The sequence below is a fragment of the Cupriavidus sp. C3SS-1 genome (genome assembly GCF_057073755.1).
The window spans coordinates 66,572-83,378 of sequence record NZ_CP172699.1 but is presented as its reverse complement, the minus strand read 5'-3'; the positions used below and the strand labels follow the sequence as shown (position 1 = coordinate 83,378).

Annotated in this window: 18 protein-coding genes; 9 read left to right on the top strand and 9 right to left on the bottom strand. The window is 66.1% G+C overall.

Annotation, left to right across the window (positions count from 1 at the left end; all coding sequences use genetic code 11):
- The first annotated feature begins 17 nt into the window (after positions 1-17).
- The 3 genes from minD (at position 18) to ACIGJC_RS00340 (ending at position 2,493) form a co-directional block, all read left to right on the top strand.
- Positions 18-833 (top strand): septum site-determining protein MinD, encoded by an 816-nt coding sequence (gene minD, locus ACIGJC_RS00350; RefSeq protein WP_483710063.1) that lies wholly within the window; start codon positions 18-20, stop codon positions 831-833.
- 24 nt (positions 834-857) lie between these two features.
- On the top strand, positions 858-1,112 hold the full coding sequence (minE, locus tag ACIGJC_RS00345; RefSeq protein WP_006164360.1) for a cell division topological specificity factor MinE: 255 nt from the start codon (positions 858-860) through the stop codon (positions 1,110-1,112).
- A gap of 292 nt (positions 1,113-1,404) precedes the next feature.
- Entirely contained in the window at positions 1,405-2,493 is a 1,089-nt protein-coding gene (locus ACIGJC_RS00340) for a porin (protein WP_483710060.1), read from the top strand.
- Positions 2,494-2,575: 82 nt separating this feature from the next.
- On the opposite strand, the gene ACIGJC_RS00335 is transcribed toward ACIGJC_RS00340, so the two are convergent.
- Positions 2,576-3,283 carry a response regulator transcription factor gene (locus tag ACIGJC_RS00335; RefSeq protein WP_483710058.1) on the bottom strand — a complete coding sequence of 236 codons (708 nt, stop codon included), beginning with the start codon at positions 3,281-3,283 and terminating at the stop codon, positions 2,576-2,578.
- 212 nt (positions 3,284-3,495) lie between these two features.
- Between ACIGJC_RS00335 and ACIGJC_RS00330 the strand changes: the two genes are divergently transcribed.
- Positions 3,496-4,200, top strand: a complete 705-nt coding sequence (locus tag ACIGJC_RS00330; protein ID WP_483710057.1) for a response regulator transcription factor — start codon at positions 3,496-3,498, stop codon at positions 4,198-4,200.
- Here ACIGJC_RS00330 and ACIGJC_RS00325 read toward each other — a convergent pair.
- Both ACIGJC_RS00325 and ACIGJC_RS00320 read right to left on the bottom strand, forming a co-directional pair.
- On the bottom strand, positions 4,187-5,173 hold the full coding sequence (locus tag ACIGJC_RS00325) for a Bug family tripartite tricarboxylate transporter substrate binding protein (protein WP_483710056.1): 987 nt from the start codon (positions 5,171-5,173) through the stop codon (positions 4,187-4,189). The genes ACIGJC_RS00330 and ACIGJC_RS00325 overlap by 14 nt on opposite strands.
- 83 nt (positions 5,174-5,256) lie before the next feature.
- On the bottom strand, positions 5,257-5,460 hold the full coding sequence (locus ACIGJC_RS00320) for a hypothetical protein (RefSeq protein WP_483711576.1): 204 nt from the start codon (positions 5,458-5,460) through the stop codon (positions 5,257-5,259).
- Between ACIGJC_RS00320 and ACIGJC_RS00315 the strand changes: the two genes are divergently transcribed.
- Both ACIGJC_RS00315 and ACIGJC_RS00310 read left to right on the top strand, forming a co-directional pair.
- The gene (locus ACIGJC_RS00315; RefSeq protein WP_483711585.1) at positions 5,360-5,716 is read left to right on the top strand and encodes a hypothetical protein; all 357 of its coding nucleotides are present in this window, start codon (positions 5,360-5,362) and stop codon (positions 5,714-5,716) included. The genes ACIGJC_RS00320 and ACIGJC_RS00315 overlap by 101 nt on opposite strands.
- 184 nt (positions 5,717-5,900) lie before the next feature.
- A complete protein-coding gene (locus ACIGJC_RS00310; protein WP_483710055.1) occupies positions 5,901-6,656 on the top strand; it encodes a hemerythrin domain-containing protein in 756 nt (251 codons plus the stop codon).
- On the opposite strand, the gene ACIGJC_RS00305 is transcribed toward ACIGJC_RS00310, so the two are convergent.
- The 3 genes from ACIGJC_RS00305 to ACIGJC_RS00295 form a co-directional block, all read right to left on the bottom strand.
- Positions 6,657-8,051: a GAF domain-containing protein gene (locus ACIGJC_RS00305; RefSeq protein ID WP_483710053.1), complete on the bottom strand. Its 1,395-nt coding sequence runs from the start codon at positions 8,049-8,051 to the stop codon at positions 6,657-6,659.
- Position 8,052: 1 nt separating this feature from the next.
- Positions 8,053-8,532: a hypothetical protein gene (locus ACIGJC_RS00300; RefSeq protein ID WP_483710052.1), complete on the bottom strand. Its 480-nt coding sequence runs from the start codon at positions 8,530-8,532 to the stop codon at positions 8,053-8,055.
- A gap of 149 nt (positions 8,533-8,681) precedes the next feature.
- Positions 8,682-9,914 carry an MFS transporter gene (locus ACIGJC_RS00295; protein WP_483710050.1) on the bottom strand — a complete coding sequence of 411 codons (1,233 nt, stop codon included), beginning with the start codon at positions 9,912-9,914 and terminating at the stop codon, positions 8,682-8,684.
- 127 nt (positions 9,915-10,041) lie between these two features.
- On the opposite strand from ACIGJC_RS00295, the gene ACIGJC_RS00290 reads away from it, so the two are divergent.
- Entirely contained in the window at positions 10,042-10,869 is an 828-nt protein-coding gene (locus ACIGJC_RS00290) for an AraC family transcriptional regulator (RefSeq protein ID WP_483710049.1), read from the top strand.
- A gap of 6 nt (positions 10,870-10,875) precedes the next feature.
- On the opposite strand, the gene ACIGJC_RS00285 is transcribed toward ACIGJC_RS00290, so the two are convergent.
- The 3 genes from ACIGJC_RS00285 to ACIGJC_RS00275 all read right to left on the bottom strand — a co-directional run bounded on the left by ACIGJC_RS00285 (position 10,876) and on the right by ACIGJC_RS00275 (position 14,028).
- Positions 10,876-12,099 (bottom strand): M20 aminoacylase family protein, encoded by a 1,224-nt coding sequence (locus ACIGJC_RS00285; RefSeq protein WP_483710048.1) that lies wholly within the window; start codon positions 12,097-12,099, stop codon positions 10,876-10,878.
- A 352-nt stretch (positions 12,100-12,451) separates the two neighbouring features.
- Positions 12,452-13,294 carry a fumarylacetoacetate hydrolase family protein gene (locus ACIGJC_RS00280; RefSeq protein WP_483710046.1) on the bottom strand — a complete coding sequence of 281 codons (843 nt, stop codon included), beginning with the start codon at positions 13,292-13,294 and terminating at the stop codon, positions 12,452-12,454.
- Positions 13,291-14,028, bottom strand: a complete 738-nt coding sequence (locus ACIGJC_RS00275; RefSeq protein WP_483710044.1) for a GntR family transcriptional regulator — start codon at positions 14,026-14,028, stop codon at positions 13,291-13,293. Before ACIGJC_RS00275 ends, ACIGJC_RS00280 begins: the two co-directional genes overlap by 4 nt.
- A gap of 180 nt (positions 14,029-14,208) precedes the next feature.
- Here ACIGJC_RS00275 and ACIGJC_RS00270 point away from each other — a divergent pair, with 180 nt between their 5' ends.
- Together ACIGJC_RS00270 and ACIGJC_RS00265 are read left to right on the top strand one after the other, a co-directional pair.
- Complete coding sequence (locus ACIGJC_RS00270; RefSeq protein WP_483710042.1) at positions 14,209-15,507, top strand: MFS transporter; 1,299 nt, start codon at positions 14,209-14,211, stop codon at positions 15,505-15,507.
- Between the two features lie 89 nt (positions 15,508-15,596).
- Positions 15,597-16,793, top strand: a complete 1,197-nt coding sequence (locus tag ACIGJC_RS00265; RefSeq protein ID WP_483710040.1) for a serine hydrolase domain-containing protein — start codon at positions 15,597-15,599, stop codon at positions 16,791-16,793.
- Positions 16,794-16,807 lie beyond the last annotated feature (14 nt).

Sequence of the window (16,807 nt, the reverse complement as noted above, 5' to 3'; positions counted from 1 at the left end):
TTACGGACCAAAGAGCCATGGCAAAAATCATCGTTGTGACCTCCGGCAAGGGAGGCGTCGGCAAGACCACCACCAGCGCCAGCTTTGCCGCGGGCCTGGCCCTGCGCGGCCACAAGACTGCCGTGATCGACTTCGACGTCGGCCTGCGCAACCTCGACCTGATCATGGGTTGCGAGCGCCGCGTGGTGTATGACCTGATCAACGTGGTGCAGGGCGAAGCCAACCTGCGCCAGGCCCTGATCAAGGACAAGAAGTGCGAGAACCTGTTCATCCTGCCGGCCTCGCAGACGCGCGACAAGGACGCACTGACCAAGGACGGCGTCGAGAAGGTGATCAAGGGCCTGGTCGAGATGGACTTCGAGTACATCGTCTGCGACTCGCCGGCCGGTATCGAATCGGGCGCGCTGATGGCCATGTATTTCGCCGACGAAGCGCTGATCGTGACCAACCCGGAAGTGTCTTCGGTGCGCGACTCCGACCGCATCCTGGGCATCCTGGCCTCGAAGACCAAGCGCGCCAGCGAAGGCGGCGAGCCGATCAAGGAACACCTGCTGATCACCCGCTACAACCCCAAGCGCGTGCACGGCGGCGAGATGCTGTCGCTGACCGACATCCAGGAAATCCTGCGCATCAAGCTGATCGGCGTAGTCCCCGAATCGGAAGCCGTGCTGCACGCGTCCAACCAGGGCACGCCCGCCATCCACCTGGAAGGCAGCGACGTGGCGGACGCGTACGGCGACGTGGTGGACCGCTTCCTGGGCAAGGACAAGCCGATGCGTTTCACCGACTACCAGAAGCCCGGCCTGCTGTCGCGCATCTTCGGCAACAAGTAAAACCAATACGGAGGACTCATCCCCATGTCGATCCTGTCCTTCCTGCTGGGGGAAAAGAAGAAATCGGCCTCGGTCGCCAAAGAGCGGCTGCAGATCATCCTGGCCCATGAACGCACAGGCCATTCGGCCCCGGCGGACTACCTGCCGGCACTGCAGCGCGAGCTGGTGGCGGTGATCTCCAAGTACGTCAAGATCAGCGACCAGGATCTGCGCGTCAGCCTGGAGCGCCAGGACAACCTGGAAGTGCTCGAAGTCAAGATCGAGATTCCCCAGGGCTGATTCCCCCCTTGCCCTGCCACCGGCGCCTCTTTCCACAAGGGGTGCCGGTGCCGCTTCACGCCCTCCCCGCACTACCAATTAGCGTCTGATGCTGGTGCAGCGCACCAACACGGTATTGTGTAGCGGCCAGACAACGGATTTGCACCAAAATCCTGCTCGAATTCGGCCTCCAGCGCGTAATTGTGTCCTTCGTTCTGACGTTTTGTTAAATTTTCGCGGCGTTCACAGGAAACGTGATCCCGTGCCCCGCCGTGATCCGGCGGAGACCAGAACAGAACAGAAAAGGAGCACCATGAAGAAATCGGCCATCGTCCTCGCCGCCGGCAGCCTGCTGGCAGGTTCCGCGTTTGCACAGACTTCCGTCACGCTGTACGGCATTGCCGACGTCAGCGTACGCTACACCACGCACGCAGATGCATCGGGCCACGGCAAGACTGAACTGACCGACGGCGCCGTCACGCAAAGCCGCTGGGGCCTGAAGGGCAGCGAAGCGCTGGGCAACAACCTGAAGGCGATCTTCCAGCTCGAAAATGGCTACAGCCTCGACACCGGCAAGCTCAACTCGGCCAACACGCTGTTCAATCGTCAAGCCTACGTTGGCCTGAGCGGTGACTTCGGCGCTGTCAAGCTGGGCCGCCAGTACACCGAAGGCTTTAATTTCTTCGGCGACTACGATCCGCTGACCATCGGTAACTACACCGCCAACGCCTGGCCGTTCTTCCTGACCCAGTTCCGCAACAACAACGTGGTCAGCTACGGCGGCAAGTTTGGCGGCCTGGACGTCGGCGCCAGCTACGGCTTCGGCGAAACCGCCGGCAGCATGAGCTCCAACCAGTACTGGGGTGCCCGCGCCGCTTACACCTATGGCCCGTTCGGCATCGGCGGCGTGTACCAGGAAATCCGCAACCAGGCTGGCGAGCGTCAGCAAATGTTCGGTGCTGCCGGTAAGTACAGCATCGGCCCGGCCAAGATCTTCCTGGGCTATCTCGGCGGCAAGGATCGCACTGGCGTGATCGACAACGGTTTCATGAACCAGTCGGCCGGATCGACCACTGGTGGCGCTCAGACCCTGATTACTGCCGGTGCAGTGAACAACCCGCGCAAGGATCACCTCGGCTACGTCGGCACCACCTACCAGGCCACCCCGGCCCTGGCAGTGACCGGTGCGTTCTACTACGACTACATCGAGAACAAGAACGGTATCGCTGGCAACGGCGGCCACCGTTACGCTGGCGTGCTGCTGGCCGAGTACTCGCTGTCCAAGCGTACCCAGGTGTATGGCACCATGGATTACAACCACGTCTCCGGCGGCGCGACGACAGAGCTGCCGGGCGCCAACAACCAGCTGGGCGTGGCCGCTGGTATCCGCCACATTTTCTGATCGTTTCCCGATCGGTTGAATGTCTGGCAGAAAGGCACCTTCGGGTGCCTTTTTTTATTGCCGGCCGCAATGCTCTGCGGCTTCAGGCCGCTTCACTTTCCGCCAGCTCCAGACGGTATCCATGTGTATAGACCGGCGTCAGCCGGAGTCCGTTCGCGGCATGCAACCCCAGCTTGCTGCGCACGCGCGACACATGCGTGTCGATGGTGCGCGACAGCGGCGAGATCTCGCGGCCCCAGACGGTGGCAATGATGTGGTCGCGCGTGACGATGCGCCCTTCGTTGCGGAACAGCAGCACCGCCAGGTCGAATTCCTTTGGCGTCAGGCAGACCGGATGCCCGTGGAAGGTCGCCTGCCGCGCGGCGCAATCGAACACGTACCCGGCCAGGCGCAACGGCGTGTTGCGCGCGAAATCCGCGGGACAGGCGCGGCGCAGTACGGCGCCGATGCGCGCCGATAGTTCGGCGGCCCGGACCGGCTTGACGATGTAGTCGTCCGCGCCGGCCATCAGCGCGCTGACCGCGTCGGCCTCGGCATCGCGCGCGGAAAGGAACATGACCGGGATGCGCCGGTCCAGGTTGCCGCGCAACCAGCCCAGCACCTCGGCACCGGACATGCCCGGCATCTGCCAGTCGATCAGGAGCAGGTCGAAAGCCTTGTCATGCAAGGCCAGCAGCAGGCGCCGGCTCTGGCTGAAGCTCACGCATTCGTAGCCGGCTTCATTGACGATCCTGCGGATCAGCGCCGCATGGACGGGATCGGCTTCCAGCGAGGCGATGGTCTTTCTCATGGTCTCTGTTCCTCAGCGTTTGCGCGTGATGGAATTAGAAACCTCGGACCGGGACGTCAGAATAGGACGGCCCTCAAAACGGCCCGTCAACAATCGTTTACTTCTGGCCGCAGACGCGCGTCCCTACCATGGGCCATTGCCGTGCCGGCCATTGCGCCGGCCAGGCATCCCCGCCGGACTTCCCCCGATTCGGCAGCGCCAGGAGAGACGACGTGAGAATTGCCGTATTGGAGGCCGACCCGACGCGGGCCATCGGCATTGACCAGACCCTTCGCCTCAACGGGCACCAGTGCACGCGCTACATTCACGGCCGCTCGCTGATCCAGGCGCTGCACGGCGGCACCTTCGACATGCTGTTGCTGGACAGCGATGCGCCGGGCATTTCCGCGCTGGACGTGTTGTCATGGGTGCGCCGCACGCTCGGCCACGAGCTGCCGGTGATGCTGCTCGGAGACAGCGACGACGACAGGCATATCGCGGCCTGCTTTGGCGAAGGCGCCGACGCCTATCTGCGCAAACCCGTCGGCATGGCGGAACTCGCTGCAAGAGTGATGGCGCTGCTGCGCCGCGCCGGCCCGGGCGGCGAGCATGCCTGCGACCTGCAACACGGCGCCTTCCGCTTCGCCACGGCCGATCGCCGTGTGTGGATCCACGGACGGCCGGTGGCGCTGGCGCCCAAGGAATTCGACCTGGCCGTGCTGCTGTTCCGGAACCTAGGCTCGCTGGTGCTGCGCCAGACCATGGTGAACGAGGTCTGGCGCTATCACGTCGAGGCGGCTTCGCGCACCGTCGACAGCCATCTGTCGCGCGTGCGCACCAAGCTGGCACTGTGGCCGCACAACGGCGTGCGGCTGTGCGCCGTCTATGGCCTCGGGAACCGGCTGGACCCGGTGGCGCAAGACGTCAGTCGGCCTTGATGCCGGCTTCCTTGACGATGCGCGCGTTGTCGACGGATTCCTCGTGGATGGCCTTGGCGAACTGCGCGGCCGTGCCGCCGGTAGGCACTTCGCCGCCCTTGAGCAGGCGCTCGCGCACCTCCGGCTCGCCGAGGGCCTTGTTGAGTTCGGCGTTGAGCTTGTCGATGATCGCCGGCGGCGTCTTGCCCGGGGCGAAAATGCCGAAGGTCGAAGTCAGGTTCGCCTTCGGGTAGCCCAGTTCAGCGAGCGTGGGCACACTGGCCATGCTTTCGAGGCGCCTGGGCGCGCCCACGGCGAGCGGGCGCAGCCGTCCGGCCTGCATGTGCTGGGTCAGCATGGGGCTGGCATTGGTGCTCATGACCTCGAACTGGCCGCCAAGCGCGTCGTTCATCTGCTGGCCGGCGCCCTTGTACGGAATCAGCGTCAGCTCGGCCTTCGACCCGGCCTTCACCTGCTCCAGCACGACGTGCCCGACCGTGCCGAGGCCCGAGGTTGCCCAGCGCACCGAACCCGGCTTGGCCTTGCCCTGCGCCACCAGGTCCTGGAAGGTCTTGCCGGCGAAGCTCTTCGTGGCGACGATCAGCACCGGCGAGTACATCACGCTCATGACGGGCGCCACATCGCGCTGCGGGTCATAGTTGACGTGCCCCACGTGCGGATTGAGCGTGAGCGGGCTGGTCGACGCAAAGCCGAGCGTGTAGCCATCCGGCGCGGCCTTGGCCACGGCATCGATGCCGATGCTGCCGCCGGCGCCGGCCTTGTTCTCGACCACCACCGAAGTCCCCATCTGGGCGGAGAGCCGCTCGCCGAGCGCACGGGCCACGGTATCGCTGATGCCGCCCGTGGGATAGGCGACGATCATGCGGATCGGGCGGCTGGGGTAGGAATCGGCGGCGGCGGCGGGCAACGCTGCAGCCATCAGGCTGGCGGCGCCAAGCGCAGCCAGCACGGGCAAGCGGGAATGAAAAGCCATGACAGATGGGGGAGATGGAAGGGCGCGCGGCGCGGGGCCGCATCGCGCGTTATCTTAGCCGATCGGCTGGCGGGGCCTGCGTCTCAGCGTACCAGCGGGTGCTCGGGCACCCAGGACACGAACAGTTCGTTGGCACGGTCGTAGAGACGCCACACCGTGCCGCAGTCGCGGCAGCAGAACGTAAGCATGCTGTACGGAACGCCAGCCTGGCTCTGGCCGGCCTGCGGTGCGGTATTGCGCAGCGCCAGGCAGGACGGCGGTTCGCGGCGCCGCGGATCCGCCGCCAAAGCCAGGCAGCGCTCGCAGGCAGGAACAGCGGTGGACGGAGAAGCAGGAAGCGAAGGTACGGCGGACGTCATGCCCGCCATGATGCCGCAAAACGTCCGCATGCTGCGCGCCCTGCCGCACGCCGCCCGCATTCGCGTTGTTTTGCGCCATATAGACCACATCCATCGCGATCCATGCGATTCGCGCGCATGCGCACCGGTCGAAAGCGCGATCTTCACCGGCATTCGCACGCAATCGCTCAATTCCGCGCTTTAAGGAACAGTTAAGATTTCCTGAGCGAACTTTTACGAACCTGCCGTCCCGCCGCTTTCTAGACTGCCTTGCATGCGGCGGCCAGCACCGGCCTGATGGCGCCGCGATCCGGATTGCCACTGGCGCCGGACTTGCCCCATCGCAGGCCGCCCGGCACCGCAGGTGCCCTGAAGGAGACAGGTTCATCATGGCAGTCACTGGCAACACCCTCGGCTTCGCGCAATCCCATCAACAGGCGCACCAAGCGCCGCGCTTCGATATCTACGCTCGCATCCACAAGGCGCTGCGCGCCTTCATGGCCGACACGCTGTTGCGCGTCGGCCGCACCGACACCGACGACGAGGCCGAGCTGCGCGGCACGCTGAGTCAGGTACGCGATCTGCTGTCGGCTTGCGAACAGCACCTGCACAAGGAAAACGACTACGTGCACGCCGCCATGGAAGCGCGCGTGCCGGGCTCCACGGCGCGCATCGCCCACGAGCACGTCACCCATATGGCCGAGATCCGCGCGCTGCTCGCGCTGGCCGACCGGGTCGCCGCCACCATCCCGGTGGCGCGCGCCGATGCCGTCCGCGAGCTGTACCGCCAGTTGTCGCTGTTCGTGGCCGAGAACTACGAGCACATGCACTTCGAGGAAACCCGGCACAACGCCGTGCTGTGGGCCAGCCATACCGACGCCGAGCTGCTCGACGTGGAAAACCGCATCGTGGCGTCGCTGCCGCAGGAGACGGTCGGCATGATCGCGCGCTGGATGCTGCCGAACATCACGCCCGCCGAGCGCGCGCTGATGCTGGCCGGCATCCGCGACAACGCGCCGGCGGAAGCCTTCACCGGCCTGCTCGATGTCTGCCGCACGCTGCTGCCGATGCCGGACTGGATGAAGCTGACGCGCGCGCTGGGCCTGCCCGCCGGCCCGTCCCAGGCGGCGTGGGCCGCGGGCTGATCAGCCGCTTCGCTCTACATGCTCGATCCGCAGCGGCCGCGTCACGCGCAAGGCGAAGCGGCCGCGGCCGGTGCGCTCGATGCGCACGCTGGCGTCGCGCTCGACCAGCCGGCGCGCCAGCAGCACCAGCCGGGCTTCAAGGTTGTCGCTGATGTCCGGCAGGCCCAGCGCGGGATCGAGCCGCAGTTCGCGGTTGGTGAAGGCCTCGCGCCCGGCGTGCAGGTAGTCGCAGACCAGGCGCCGGAAGATCGCGCCGGCCACGCCCTTGATCAGGTAGTCGTCGTCGAGGAAGACGCTGCTGTCGGCCTCGAAGTAGCGCACCAGCACGGGTTGCGGCTCGCGTGGCGGCGCATCGCCGGGGACGGACGCCGCGGCGGCTTCATCGGCTGCGGCGTCCGCGCTGGCCTGCAGCCCGCGCATGGCCTGCCCGAGCTGCCCGGCCAGCACCACCAGCGCGTCCTCATCCTCATAGGTGAAGCGCAGTTCCCGCTCGCTTTCGACGAACAATACGCCAAGCAACGTGTTGCCGGCGCACACCGGAACCGCCAGCTGGCTGCCCGGCGCCGTCAGGCCCGGCAGCGGAATCTCGGTATCCAGCCGTGCCGACAAACCGGTGTCGATCACGCTGTCGCGCATGGCGCGGCTGTAGCTGCGGTCCGAGGTCATGTGGATGATGCGGATCGGCGTGCGCTCGCGCGCGGCGACGCCGATCACGCCGTCCCCCAGCGCGATCTCGGACCCCACGCCGGAGGCCACGTAGCCGTGGCTGGCGACCGTATAGAGCCGTCCGGCGCTGGCATCGTGCATCAGCAGCATGGCGTGGTCGATGCCGAAGTCCGCCGCCAGCCCCGCCATCGCCACGTCAAAGAGCTGGCCGGTCTCGGTGCAGGATGCCAGTCTTTCCGTCATGCAGCGCAGTGCGCCGAGCCGTTGCCAGCGAACCTGGCCGGGAGGCTCGCTCAGGCGCCCGCCGCCCGGCACGGTCTCGATCAACGAAACCCGATACACATCCGCGCCGTGCAGCCGGAACACGTTCTCCATGCCCGAATGCGAGGCAATGCCGGCGAGCCGGGCCTTCATATGCTCGAACAGCGGACCCGCGGTTTCGGTGCGCAGGTAATGCACGGTCAGGCGGATCATGGCCGCCGTGTCCGGATGGATCATCAGCACCGTGCCGACCGGGTTGGCCAGCACGTTCTCGCGCGTCTTGTTGAAGAACTGGAACGACAGCGCGACATGCTGCGGATCGACATATTGCACGTGCGAGAGATACGCGACGTTGGGCGTGCCGTCCGCGGAGCAGGTGGCCATCACGGCGGGAATCACGCCTTCGAGGCAATCACGGATATCGGCCGCGGTCAGCGGGGCCTTCATTGGGGCGCGCGTCGTTGCCATCTCAGATCGTTGCCGGGCTGAGTGCCTGCCCGGCCTGCGCCCCCGGCGTCTGCTGGAACGCCTGCGTCGGGGTAAAGCTGACGGCGGCAAGTTCGTCGTCCGGGCACCCCAGGAAGGCATGGGCGAGCGCGGCCTCGTGGCCGATCAGGCTGATCTCCTCGCCAAGCGCCTCGCGGTAGGCGGCCACGCGCGCGCAATCGCCAGGCTGCAGCGGCGTTTCGCGCGCGTCAAAACCCTTGAGTTGCAGCGTGCGGTGCGTGCTCGGTTCGCTGAAGACCACGGCGATCGACTGGTTGGCGGCGATGTCGGCCAACACCTGCAGCGACTGCGGGCGGCACAGGAACACGGTCACGCAGGCGTCGTCATCATCGATGCGATAGCCGACCGCGCGCATCAGGTGCGGTATCCGTGCGGCGTCGCGCGTTGCGGCGATCACCGATACGCGGCGATCGAGCACGGCGGCCTGGCCGTCCGCACGCAACGCGGCAAGCGCCGACGGTGGCGAAGCTGAAATTGGCGTGGGTAGGGATGGCCGGCGCGCAGGCATAGTCCCCAGTGTAGGAGACGCCGGTACCAGTTAAAACGCCCCGCCAGGGCGGGGCGCAATGGCGCTGTGTGCGCTGGCGCGCGTCAGGCAGTCTTGCGCCGGCCGCCAAGGTCTGGCAGGAACACCGCCAGCAGGCCCAGCAGCGGCAGGTACGCGCACAGCCGGTAGACGGCCTGGATGCCGTGCGTGTCGGCCAGCCCGCCCAGCACCGCGGCGCCGATGCCGCCCATGCCGAAGGCGAGCCCGAAGAACAGGCCCGAGACCATGCCCACCTTGCCAGGAATCAGCTCTTGCGCGAACACCAGGATTGCCGAGAAGGCCGACGCCAGGATAAAGCCGATGACGAAGGTCAGCACGCCGGTCCAGAACAGGCCGACGTGCGGCAGCACCAGCGTGAACGGCGCCACGCCGAGGATCGAGGCCCAGATCACGCGCTTGCGGCCGATGCGGTCGCCGATCGGGCCGCCCAGGATGGTGCCCGCCGCCACCGCAAACAGGAATACGAACAGGTAGACCTGCGCGCTCTGGCGCGCCAGGCCGAACTTCTCCATCAGGTAGAAGGTGTAGTAGGTGGTGAGGCTCGCCATGTAGAAGTACTTGGAGAACACCAGCACCAGCAGGACCACCATGGACCGCACCACCACGCGCGTCGGCACCGGGCTGGCCGTGGCACCGGCCGCCTTGCCCTTGCGCGCGCGGTGCGCGAGCTGCTGCGCATACCAGCCGCCGATCTTCCACAGCACCGCGATGGCCAGCAGCGCCGCCAGCGAGAACCACGCCACGCTGGCCTGCTTGTGGACGATGCCCGCCGCCAATAGCGGCCCCATGGCGCTGCCGCCGTTGCCGCCGACCTGGAAGATCGACTGCGCCAGCCCGTGCTGGCCGCCCGACGCCATGCGCGCCACGCGCGACGACTCCGGGTGGAAGATCGACGAACCGGTGCCCACCAGCGCCGCGGCCACCAGCAGCACGCCGTAGGTCGGCGCGACCGACAACAACAGCAGCCCGGCCAGCGTAAAGCCCATGCCAATGGCCAGCGAATGCGGCTTGGGATGCTTGTCGGTGTAAAGGCCGACCACCGGCTGCAGCAGCGATGCCGTGACCTGGTAGGTCATGGTCAGCAGGCCGATCTGCACGAAGCTCAGGTTGAAGCCGCCCTTCAGCATCGGATAGATCGCCAGGATCAACGACTGGATCATGTCGTTGAGGAAGTGGGCGAAGCTGATCGCGGACAGGACGCGAAAGCCCGTGCGTTCGGCGGATGGCTCGGGATGGACACCGGCAGCGGCGGCCTTGGAGTCGATGGTTGTGCTCATTGGCGGTTTCGACAGGACGGATGACGAACCGCTGGGGGCGCTCGTCGGGACAGTAAGAAACGCGATGCTATCTGGCCCTCGACCGCCTGTCCTGCGAGAATGGGTCCATAACCTTGGAGAAAAGGACATGTCACCGTTACGTGTGTGGAAGCCGGCACCGGCGGCAACCCAGGCCCTGGGAGACACGTACACCAATCCGCCGCGATATGTGCACTTTGATCGCAGTCCCATGCCGGTCACGGCGATGGCGGCGGATTACCAGCCTGGCGACGTCACATCCCGGCATCAGCACCCGCACGCGCAGCTGATCCACGCGGTCCACGGCGTGATGGTCGTCTCGACCGACGAGGGCCAGTGGATCGTGCCGCCCACGCGCGGCATGTGGATGCCCGGCGGCACGCAGCACTGGATCCGCATGGTGGGGCAGGTACGGATGCGCACCGCCTATATCCGTCCCGACGCGGCGCCGGACCTGCCGCGGCGCTGCACCGTGCTTGGCATCTCGCCGCTGCTGCGAGAACTGATCCTGGCCGCGATCGACGTGCCGCTGCCCTACTCCGCCGATTCGCGCGACGGGCGGCTGATGCGCCTGCTGCTCGACGAGGTGGTGCTGGTGCCGACGCTGCCGCTGCACCTGCCGCATCCGGCCGATGCCGGACTGCGCCAGATCTGCGATGCCATCATCGCCGCGCCCGATACCTCATTGACGCTGGCCGGCTGGGGCGAACGGCTCGGGGTCGATCCGAAGACCATCCAGCGCCGCTTCGCACGGGAAACCGGGATGACGTTCGGGCAGTGGCGGCAGCAGGCGCGGTTGCTGGCGGCGCTGGAGCGACTGGCCGCGGGCAGCAAGGTGGTGGATGTGGCGCTCGATCTCGGCTACGAGAGCCCGAGCGCGTTTGCGACGATGTTCAAGCGGCAGTTCGGCGTACCGCCAAGCGCGTTTTTTCGATGAACCCGATTACCGGGACAGGTAACGCTCCACAAGCCTCGTCCAGTACGCCGCGCCAACCGTCAGGTTTTCGTCGTTGAAGTCGTAGCCCGGGTTGTGCAGCAAGGGCTGGTTGGCGCCATTGCCAAGGCGCACGAAGCATCCGGGCCGCTGCTGCAGGTAGTAGGCGAAGTCCTCGCTGCCGGTAATGCGCGCGGCCTGCGTGACCACCTTCTCGGCGCCGACCAGTTCCTCGGCGATCTGCCGCGCGAATTCGGTTTCCCGTTCGCTGTTGATCAGCACCGGGTAGCCGTGTACATAGTTCACCTCCGCCACGGCGCCGTAGCCGTCGGCCTGCGCGATCGCGAGCTGGCGGATGCGAGCCTCCAGCGAGGCCCGTACTTCCGGGCTGAACGAACGCACGCTGATTTCCATGCGCGCGCTGTCCGGGATCACATTCGGCGCGTGGCCCGCGTGCAGCGTGCCGATGGTGACCACGGCGGTTTCGTTCGGGTCGACATAGCGCGATACCACCGACTGCAGCGCCATCACCAGGCTGCCCGCCACCAGGATCGGGTCCACTGACTGATGCGGCCGCGCGGCATGGCCCCCCTTGCCGCGGATGGTGATGGTGACCGTGTCGCAGGCCGCCATGAACGGGCCCGAGCGGAACAGGAAATGGCCCTGCTCCACGCCCGGGTGGTTGTGCAGGCCGAAGATGGCGTCGCATGGGAAGCGTTCGAACAGGCCATCGGCCAGCATGCGCTCGGCCCCGCCGCCAGCGCCGATTTCCTCGGCCGGCTGGAAGATCATGTGAACGGTGCCGTTGAAGTTGCGGGTGCGGGCCAGTTGCTTGGCTGCGCCCAGCAGGATGGCGGTGTGGCCGTCGTGGCCGCACGCATGCATGCGGCCCTCGTTCGCGCTCGCATATGGCAGGCCGGTGCGCTCGTGGATAGGCAGCGCGTCCATGTCCGCGCGGATACCGATGCTGCGTCCCCCGGTGCCCGACTTCAGCGTGCCCACCAGGCCCGTGCCGCCGACACCACGCGTCACCGCGTAGCCCCAGCTCTCCAGGAGACTGGCGACGAGCCCGGAGGTACGGACTTCGTCAAAAGCGAGTTCGGGGTTCTGGTGGATGTTGCGCCGGATGGCTTCGAGTTCGGCGCGGCTGTCCAGGGTGTCGGCCAGCGCGCAGAAGCGGCGCTTCAGGGTGGTACCAAGGTAAGTCTCGATCTCGGGGGCGTGCTCGGACATGGCTTGATTTTCTGGCGAAGACTGTGGACGGTCAGATGCGCCGTCCTTATAACCAGTATTTCACTTAGAAATCGCAACGCAACCGTCATGCCGGGGATTTCATGTAAATCCCTGTAATCGGGCCCTTTTCGACACCGGGACTGTTGCTCGCGCGGCACGCTTTGTATGGAAACCCGACGCTTTGTATGAAAGGGTTTCTGCGGGGAACCTTGAGGAGGTCTACGCCGCGCCTCTTGCGTGCTCCCTCTCCCGCTTGCGGGAGAGGGGTTGGTGGGGAAGGCTGGCGCAGGATCAAGCGTGGTGCCTTAACCACCCCTCTCCCCATGAGAGGAGAGGGAACACAATCGGCACATCACTCGTACGCAACCACCTTTTGCCCCTGCACGCCCAGCCCTTCAATGCCCAGCCGCATCGTGTCGCCCGCCTTCAGGAAACGCGGCGGCTTGAAGCCCATGCCCACGCCCGGCGGCGTGCCCGTGGCGATCAGGTCGCCGGGTTGCAGCGTCATGAAGCGGCTGACGTAGCTGACCACCGTGGCCACGTCAAAGACCATGGTCGCCGTGCTGCCTTTCTGCACACGTTCGCCATTGACCTCCAGCCACAGGCCCAGCGCCTGCGGATCGGGCACTTCGTCGCGCGTGACCAGCCACGGGCCGACCGGGCAGAACGTGTCGCAGCCCTTGCCCTTGTCCCACGTGCCGCCGCGCTCGATCTGGAATTCGCGCTCAGAGACGTCGTTCACCACGCAGTAACCGGCCACATGGCTCAGCGCGTCTTCACGCGAGACATTGCGTGCGGTGCTGCCGATCACCACGCCCAGCTCCACCTCCCAGTCGGACTTCACCGATCCGTAAGGCAGCATCACATCGTCATCGGGGCCGTTGAGCGAGCTGTTGGCCTTGAGGAAGACGATCGGTTCCGCCGGAATCGGCATGCCTGCTTCGGCCGCATGGTCCGCATAGTTCAGGCCGATCGCGATGATCTTGCCGATGCCGGTCCAGGGCACGCCAAAGCGCGTGCCCTCCACGACCGGCAGCGTGGCCGCATCGACCTGAGCCAGTCGTGCGAGCGCATCCGGCGACAGCTGCGAGGCGGTGATGTCCCCTACCACGCCGGACAGGTCGCGCACCTTGCCCTGCGCATCGATCAGGCCCGGGCGCTCGGCGCCGGGCTGGCCAGTTCTCACCAGTTTCATTGTTTTCCCTTGGATGGATTGTTCTGCCGGTCGGCTACCCCCGCGAGCGAGCGCGCGACGACGGTCATCACTTCGTTGGCGGTGTTCTCGGAATGCCGGCGCAGCACTTGAGCCAGGCGCGGCCGGCCCGGCTCTCGCAGCGCCGCCATGATTTCCTCATGTTCCTCATGCGACTCCTGCCAGCGCAGCATATCCGCGTTGGCGGCGCCGCGGGCACGGTGCACCTTGCTCATCAGCGCGGCATAGACCGCCGCCAGCACCGGGTTGGCGGCACCGTCGATGATGAGCTGGTGGATTTCCTGGTTGATACGGAAATAGTCGGTGCGCCGCCCCGCCTCGTGCGCGTCGATCATGGCCTGGTGGCGGCGCTCCAGCCTGGCCTGCGCGGCATCGTCCAGGCGCTGAGCGGCCAGCTCGCCAGCGGTCGCCTCCAGGCCGTGCAGCGTTTCGAAAGTCGAACGCAGTTCGTCAAGATCCAGCGGCGCGACGCGGTAGCCAATGTACTGCCGGTGCAGCACCAGACCTTCGGCCACCAGCACCTTGAGGGCCTCGCGCAGCGGCGTCTTCGAGACATCGAACGCCTCGCAGAAGGCCCGCTCGTCGATGCGCTCGCCGGGCGGAAGTTCGCCCTCTTCGATCATCGTGCGCAGGCGTGCCGCGATTTCGGCGGACATGCCCAAAGTGCGCAGACGGGCAGTTTTCGGAAGCGTTTGTGTCACGGACGTCACCAGCATGGGGAAATTTGCACCAACCGAAGGCTATCACACCCACAATTGTGCAATTGCATCTACACAAAATCAATGACTTACGTGAGTTGTAATTACAGATTACGTATCCTATACTCCGATCCGGTTGCGCGACACAGACTACAAACGCCTCAATTGAAGGACCTGGAGTAAGGAGACACCCCCGTCATGCAAACGACAAGCCAAGCCGGCACCCTCACGGCCACGCGCAGCAGCGTGCGCTGGAAAATCTTCCTGATGATGCTGATGCTCGTCGCGATCAACTACATCGACCGCGCGTCGCTGTCGGTCGCCATGCCGCTGATCGCCAAGGAGTTCGACCTCAGCCCCGCCATGCAGGGGCTGATCCTCAGTTCCTTCTTCTGGACCTATGCATTCATGCAGATCCCGGGCGGGATGCTGGCCGACAAGTACAAGCCGCGCATCGTGATTGCCTGCGCCACCGTGTTCTGGGGTTTCTTCCAGGCCATCGCGGCGGTCTGTACCAACGCCACCGCGCTGCTGCTGACCCGACTCGGGCTGGGCGCCTCAGAAGCGCCGATCTATCCGGCCGGCGGCAAACTCAATGCCATCTGGATGACGCAGAACGAACGCGGCCGCGGTGCCACGCTGCTGGACGGCGGCGCGCCGCTGGGCGCGGCGCTCGGCTCGCTCATCATCGCCGGACTCATCAGCGAACTCGGCTCGTGGCGCATGTCGTTCGTGGTCGCCGGCGTCGGCACCGTGCTGGCCGGCTTCGTGGCCTGGTGGTACATCCGCAATTCCCCGCGCGAACACAGCGGCGTCAATGAACTCGAAGCACGTCACATCGAGGAAGCCCACGCACGCGAACACAGCACCGAGCCGACCAACCTGTCCGGCCGTTCGCTCGACTTCTTCAAGTACCGCTCGGTGTGGTGCATGGCCATCAGCTGGATGTGCTTCAACGCCGTGTTCTACGGCCTGCTGACCTGGATGCCGACCTACCTGAGCAAGGCACGCGGCTTTGACCTGAAGACGATGGGCGGCGCGAGCTTCCTTATCTTCATGAGCGGCTTCGTGGGCGAACTCGTCGGTGGCTGGATCGCCGACAAGTGGAAGGAAGCCGGCGGCCGCCCCAACGTGGTGATGCGCACGCTGTTCGGTATCGCGGCCGTGGTCGCCACCGTGTCGATCTTCTCGGTGGCCTATGTCGCCAATGCGGTGGCCGTGGTGGCGCTGCTCTCCTCCACCATGTTCTTCCTGCGCTGGTGCGGCCTGTTCTGGTCCGTGCCGTCGATGCTGGGCACGCGCAACAAGATTGGCTTCCTGGGCGGCCTGATGAACCTGGGCGGCAATATCGCCGGCATCAGCGTGCCGATCATCGTCGGCCTGATCGTGCAGGCCACGGGCTCCTACTTCCTGGCACTGATGTTCTTCGCGGCGGCCGGCGTGGGCCTGCTGCTGGCCTCCACCTCGATCGACTACGAGACGAAGATTCCGGTCTGACCCGCACCGGTCCCTAAGAAAGCCATATCCGCACCCGTCGCGCAGGCGTCCGTCCAACGGACGGCGCGGCGAGGAGGAGGAGACATATCATGACTCGCATCCCCCGCATGCTGGCCGCCGCCGTGCTTGCCGTCGGCGCCCTGCAGGTCCACGCCGCCCCGGCGGCACCCGCCCGTGCAAGCGCCGATGGCGTTCCGGCCGCGCAACCCGAGGCTGTCGGCGTCGACTCGGCGAAGCTCGTGGCTTTGTCCGAATGGATCCGCCGCGACAAGCTCGACGTGCGCAGCCTGCTCGTCATCAAGGACGGCAAGCTCGTGTTCGAGCGCTACGGCGACGGCCTCTCGCGCGACTACAACCATGAGTTGTATTCCGTCACCAAGTTCATCAGCGCCCTGCTGGTAGGCACGCTGGTCGGAGACGGCAAGCTCAACGCCGAGGACGCGCCGGCCGCACGCCTTGCCGCCGCGCGCCCCGACCTTGCGCCGGCGCTTGCCAACAAGCAGGCGATCCAGCTGCGCCACCTGATGTCGATGTCGAGCGGGCTGTCGTACAAGCTCGTCGAAGGCACTGACACGCTCTACTACGGCGTGCCCGACCGGCTCAAGGTCGCGGCCTCCGCCAGCGTGCGCGTCGCGCCCGGCACCGAGTTCGACTACATCGACGTCAATCCCGTGCTGGTCGGCGCCACCATCAGCCAGGTCACCGGACTGCCCGAGCAGCAATATGCCGAGCAACGCCTGTTCAAGCCGCTCGGCATGCAGCACTACCGCTGGGACGGTGCCGATGGCAAGGGCGCGGTCTCCGGCGGCTGGGGCCTGCGCCTGCGCTCCATCGACATGGCGAGGCTCGGCCTGCTGATGCTGAACCAGGGCCGCTGGAACGGCCAGCAGGTCGTGCCGGCATCCTGGGTCGCACGCATGACCACGCCGTCCGGACCGGCGCCAGACTATGGCTTCTACTGCTGGGTCAACAACATCGTGAAGAGCGAGCGCGAATTCAGCGCCATGGGCTACAAGGGCCAGTTCATCACCGTGCTGCCGAAGCAGAACGCGGTCATCGTGATGAACAGCATCATGTCCACGCAAGGCGGCCTGCGCGACGCGGCCTACCTCGACCTGTACCGCCGCATGGTGAACGACTACGTGCTGCCCGCGCTGCAGGCCGGCAACGCCGTGCACCCGGATGCCGCGCGACAGGCAGCGCTGCGCAAGGAGCTCGAATTGGCACGCACCAGCCCGCGCGTGCCCGGCACCGCCCTCGCCTTCAACGACAAGCCCGAACAGTAAGCCCAAAAATAAAC

Coding starts and splice junctions, on each gene's coding strand:
- ACIGJC_RS00290 (WP_483710049.1), top strand. CDS start 10,042: ATGTCACCGTTACGTGTGTGGAAGCCGGCACCGGCGGCAACCCAGGCC.
- ACIGJC_RS00310 (WP_483710055.1), top strand. CDS start 5,901: ATGGCAGTCACTGGCAACACCCTCGGCTTCGCGCAATCCCATCAACAG.
- minD (WP_483710063.1), top strand. CDS start 18: ATGGCAAAAATCATCGTTGTGACCTCCGGCAAGGGAGGCGTCGGCAAG.
- ACIGJC_RS00315 (WP_483711585.1), top strand. CDS start 5,360: ATGCTGTACGGAACGCCAGCCTGGCTCTGGCCGGCCTGCGGTGCGGTA.
- ACIGJC_RS00335 (WP_483710058.1), bottom strand. CDS start 3,283: ATGAGAAAGACCATCGCCTCGCTGGAAGCCGATCCCGTCCATGCGGCG.
- ACIGJC_RS00340 (WP_483710060.1), top strand. CDS start 1,405: ATGAAGAAATCGGCCATCGTCCTCGCCGCCGGCAGCCTGCTGGCAGGT.
- ACIGJC_RS00270 (WP_483710042.1), top strand. CDS start 14,209: ATGCAAACGACAAGCCAAGCCGGCACCCTCACGGCCACGCGCAGCAGC.
- minE (WP_006164360.1), top strand. CDS start 858: ATGTCGATCCTGTCCTTCCTGCTGGGGGAAAAGAAGAAATCGGCCTCG.
- ACIGJC_RS00325 (WP_483710056.1), bottom strand. CDS start 5,173: ATGGCTTTTCATTCCCGCTTGCCCGTGCTGGCTGCGCTTGGCGCCGCC.
- ACIGJC_RS00280 (WP_483710046.1), bottom strand. CDS start 13,294: ATGAAACTGGTGAGAACTGGCCAGCCCGGCGCCGAGCGCCCGGGCCTG.
- ACIGJC_RS00265 (WP_483710040.1), top strand. CDS start 15,597: ATGACTCGCATCCCCCGCATGCTGGCCGCCGCCGTGCTTGCCGTCGGC.
- ACIGJC_RS00305 (WP_483710053.1), bottom strand. CDS start 8,051: ATGGCAACGACGCGCGCCCCAATGAAGGCCCCGCTGACCGCGGCCGAT.
- ACIGJC_RS00275 (WP_483710044.1), bottom strand. CDS start 14,028: ATGCTGGTGACGTCCGTGACACAAACGCTTCCGAAAACTGCCCGTCTG.
- ACIGJC_RS00285 (WP_483710048.1), bottom strand. CDS start 12,099: ATGTCCGAGCACGCCCCCGAGATCGAGACTTACCTTGGTACCACCCTG.
- ACIGJC_RS00295 (WP_483710050.1), bottom strand. CDS start 9,914: ATGAGCACAACCATCGACTCCAAGGCCGCCGCTGCCGGTGTCCATCCC.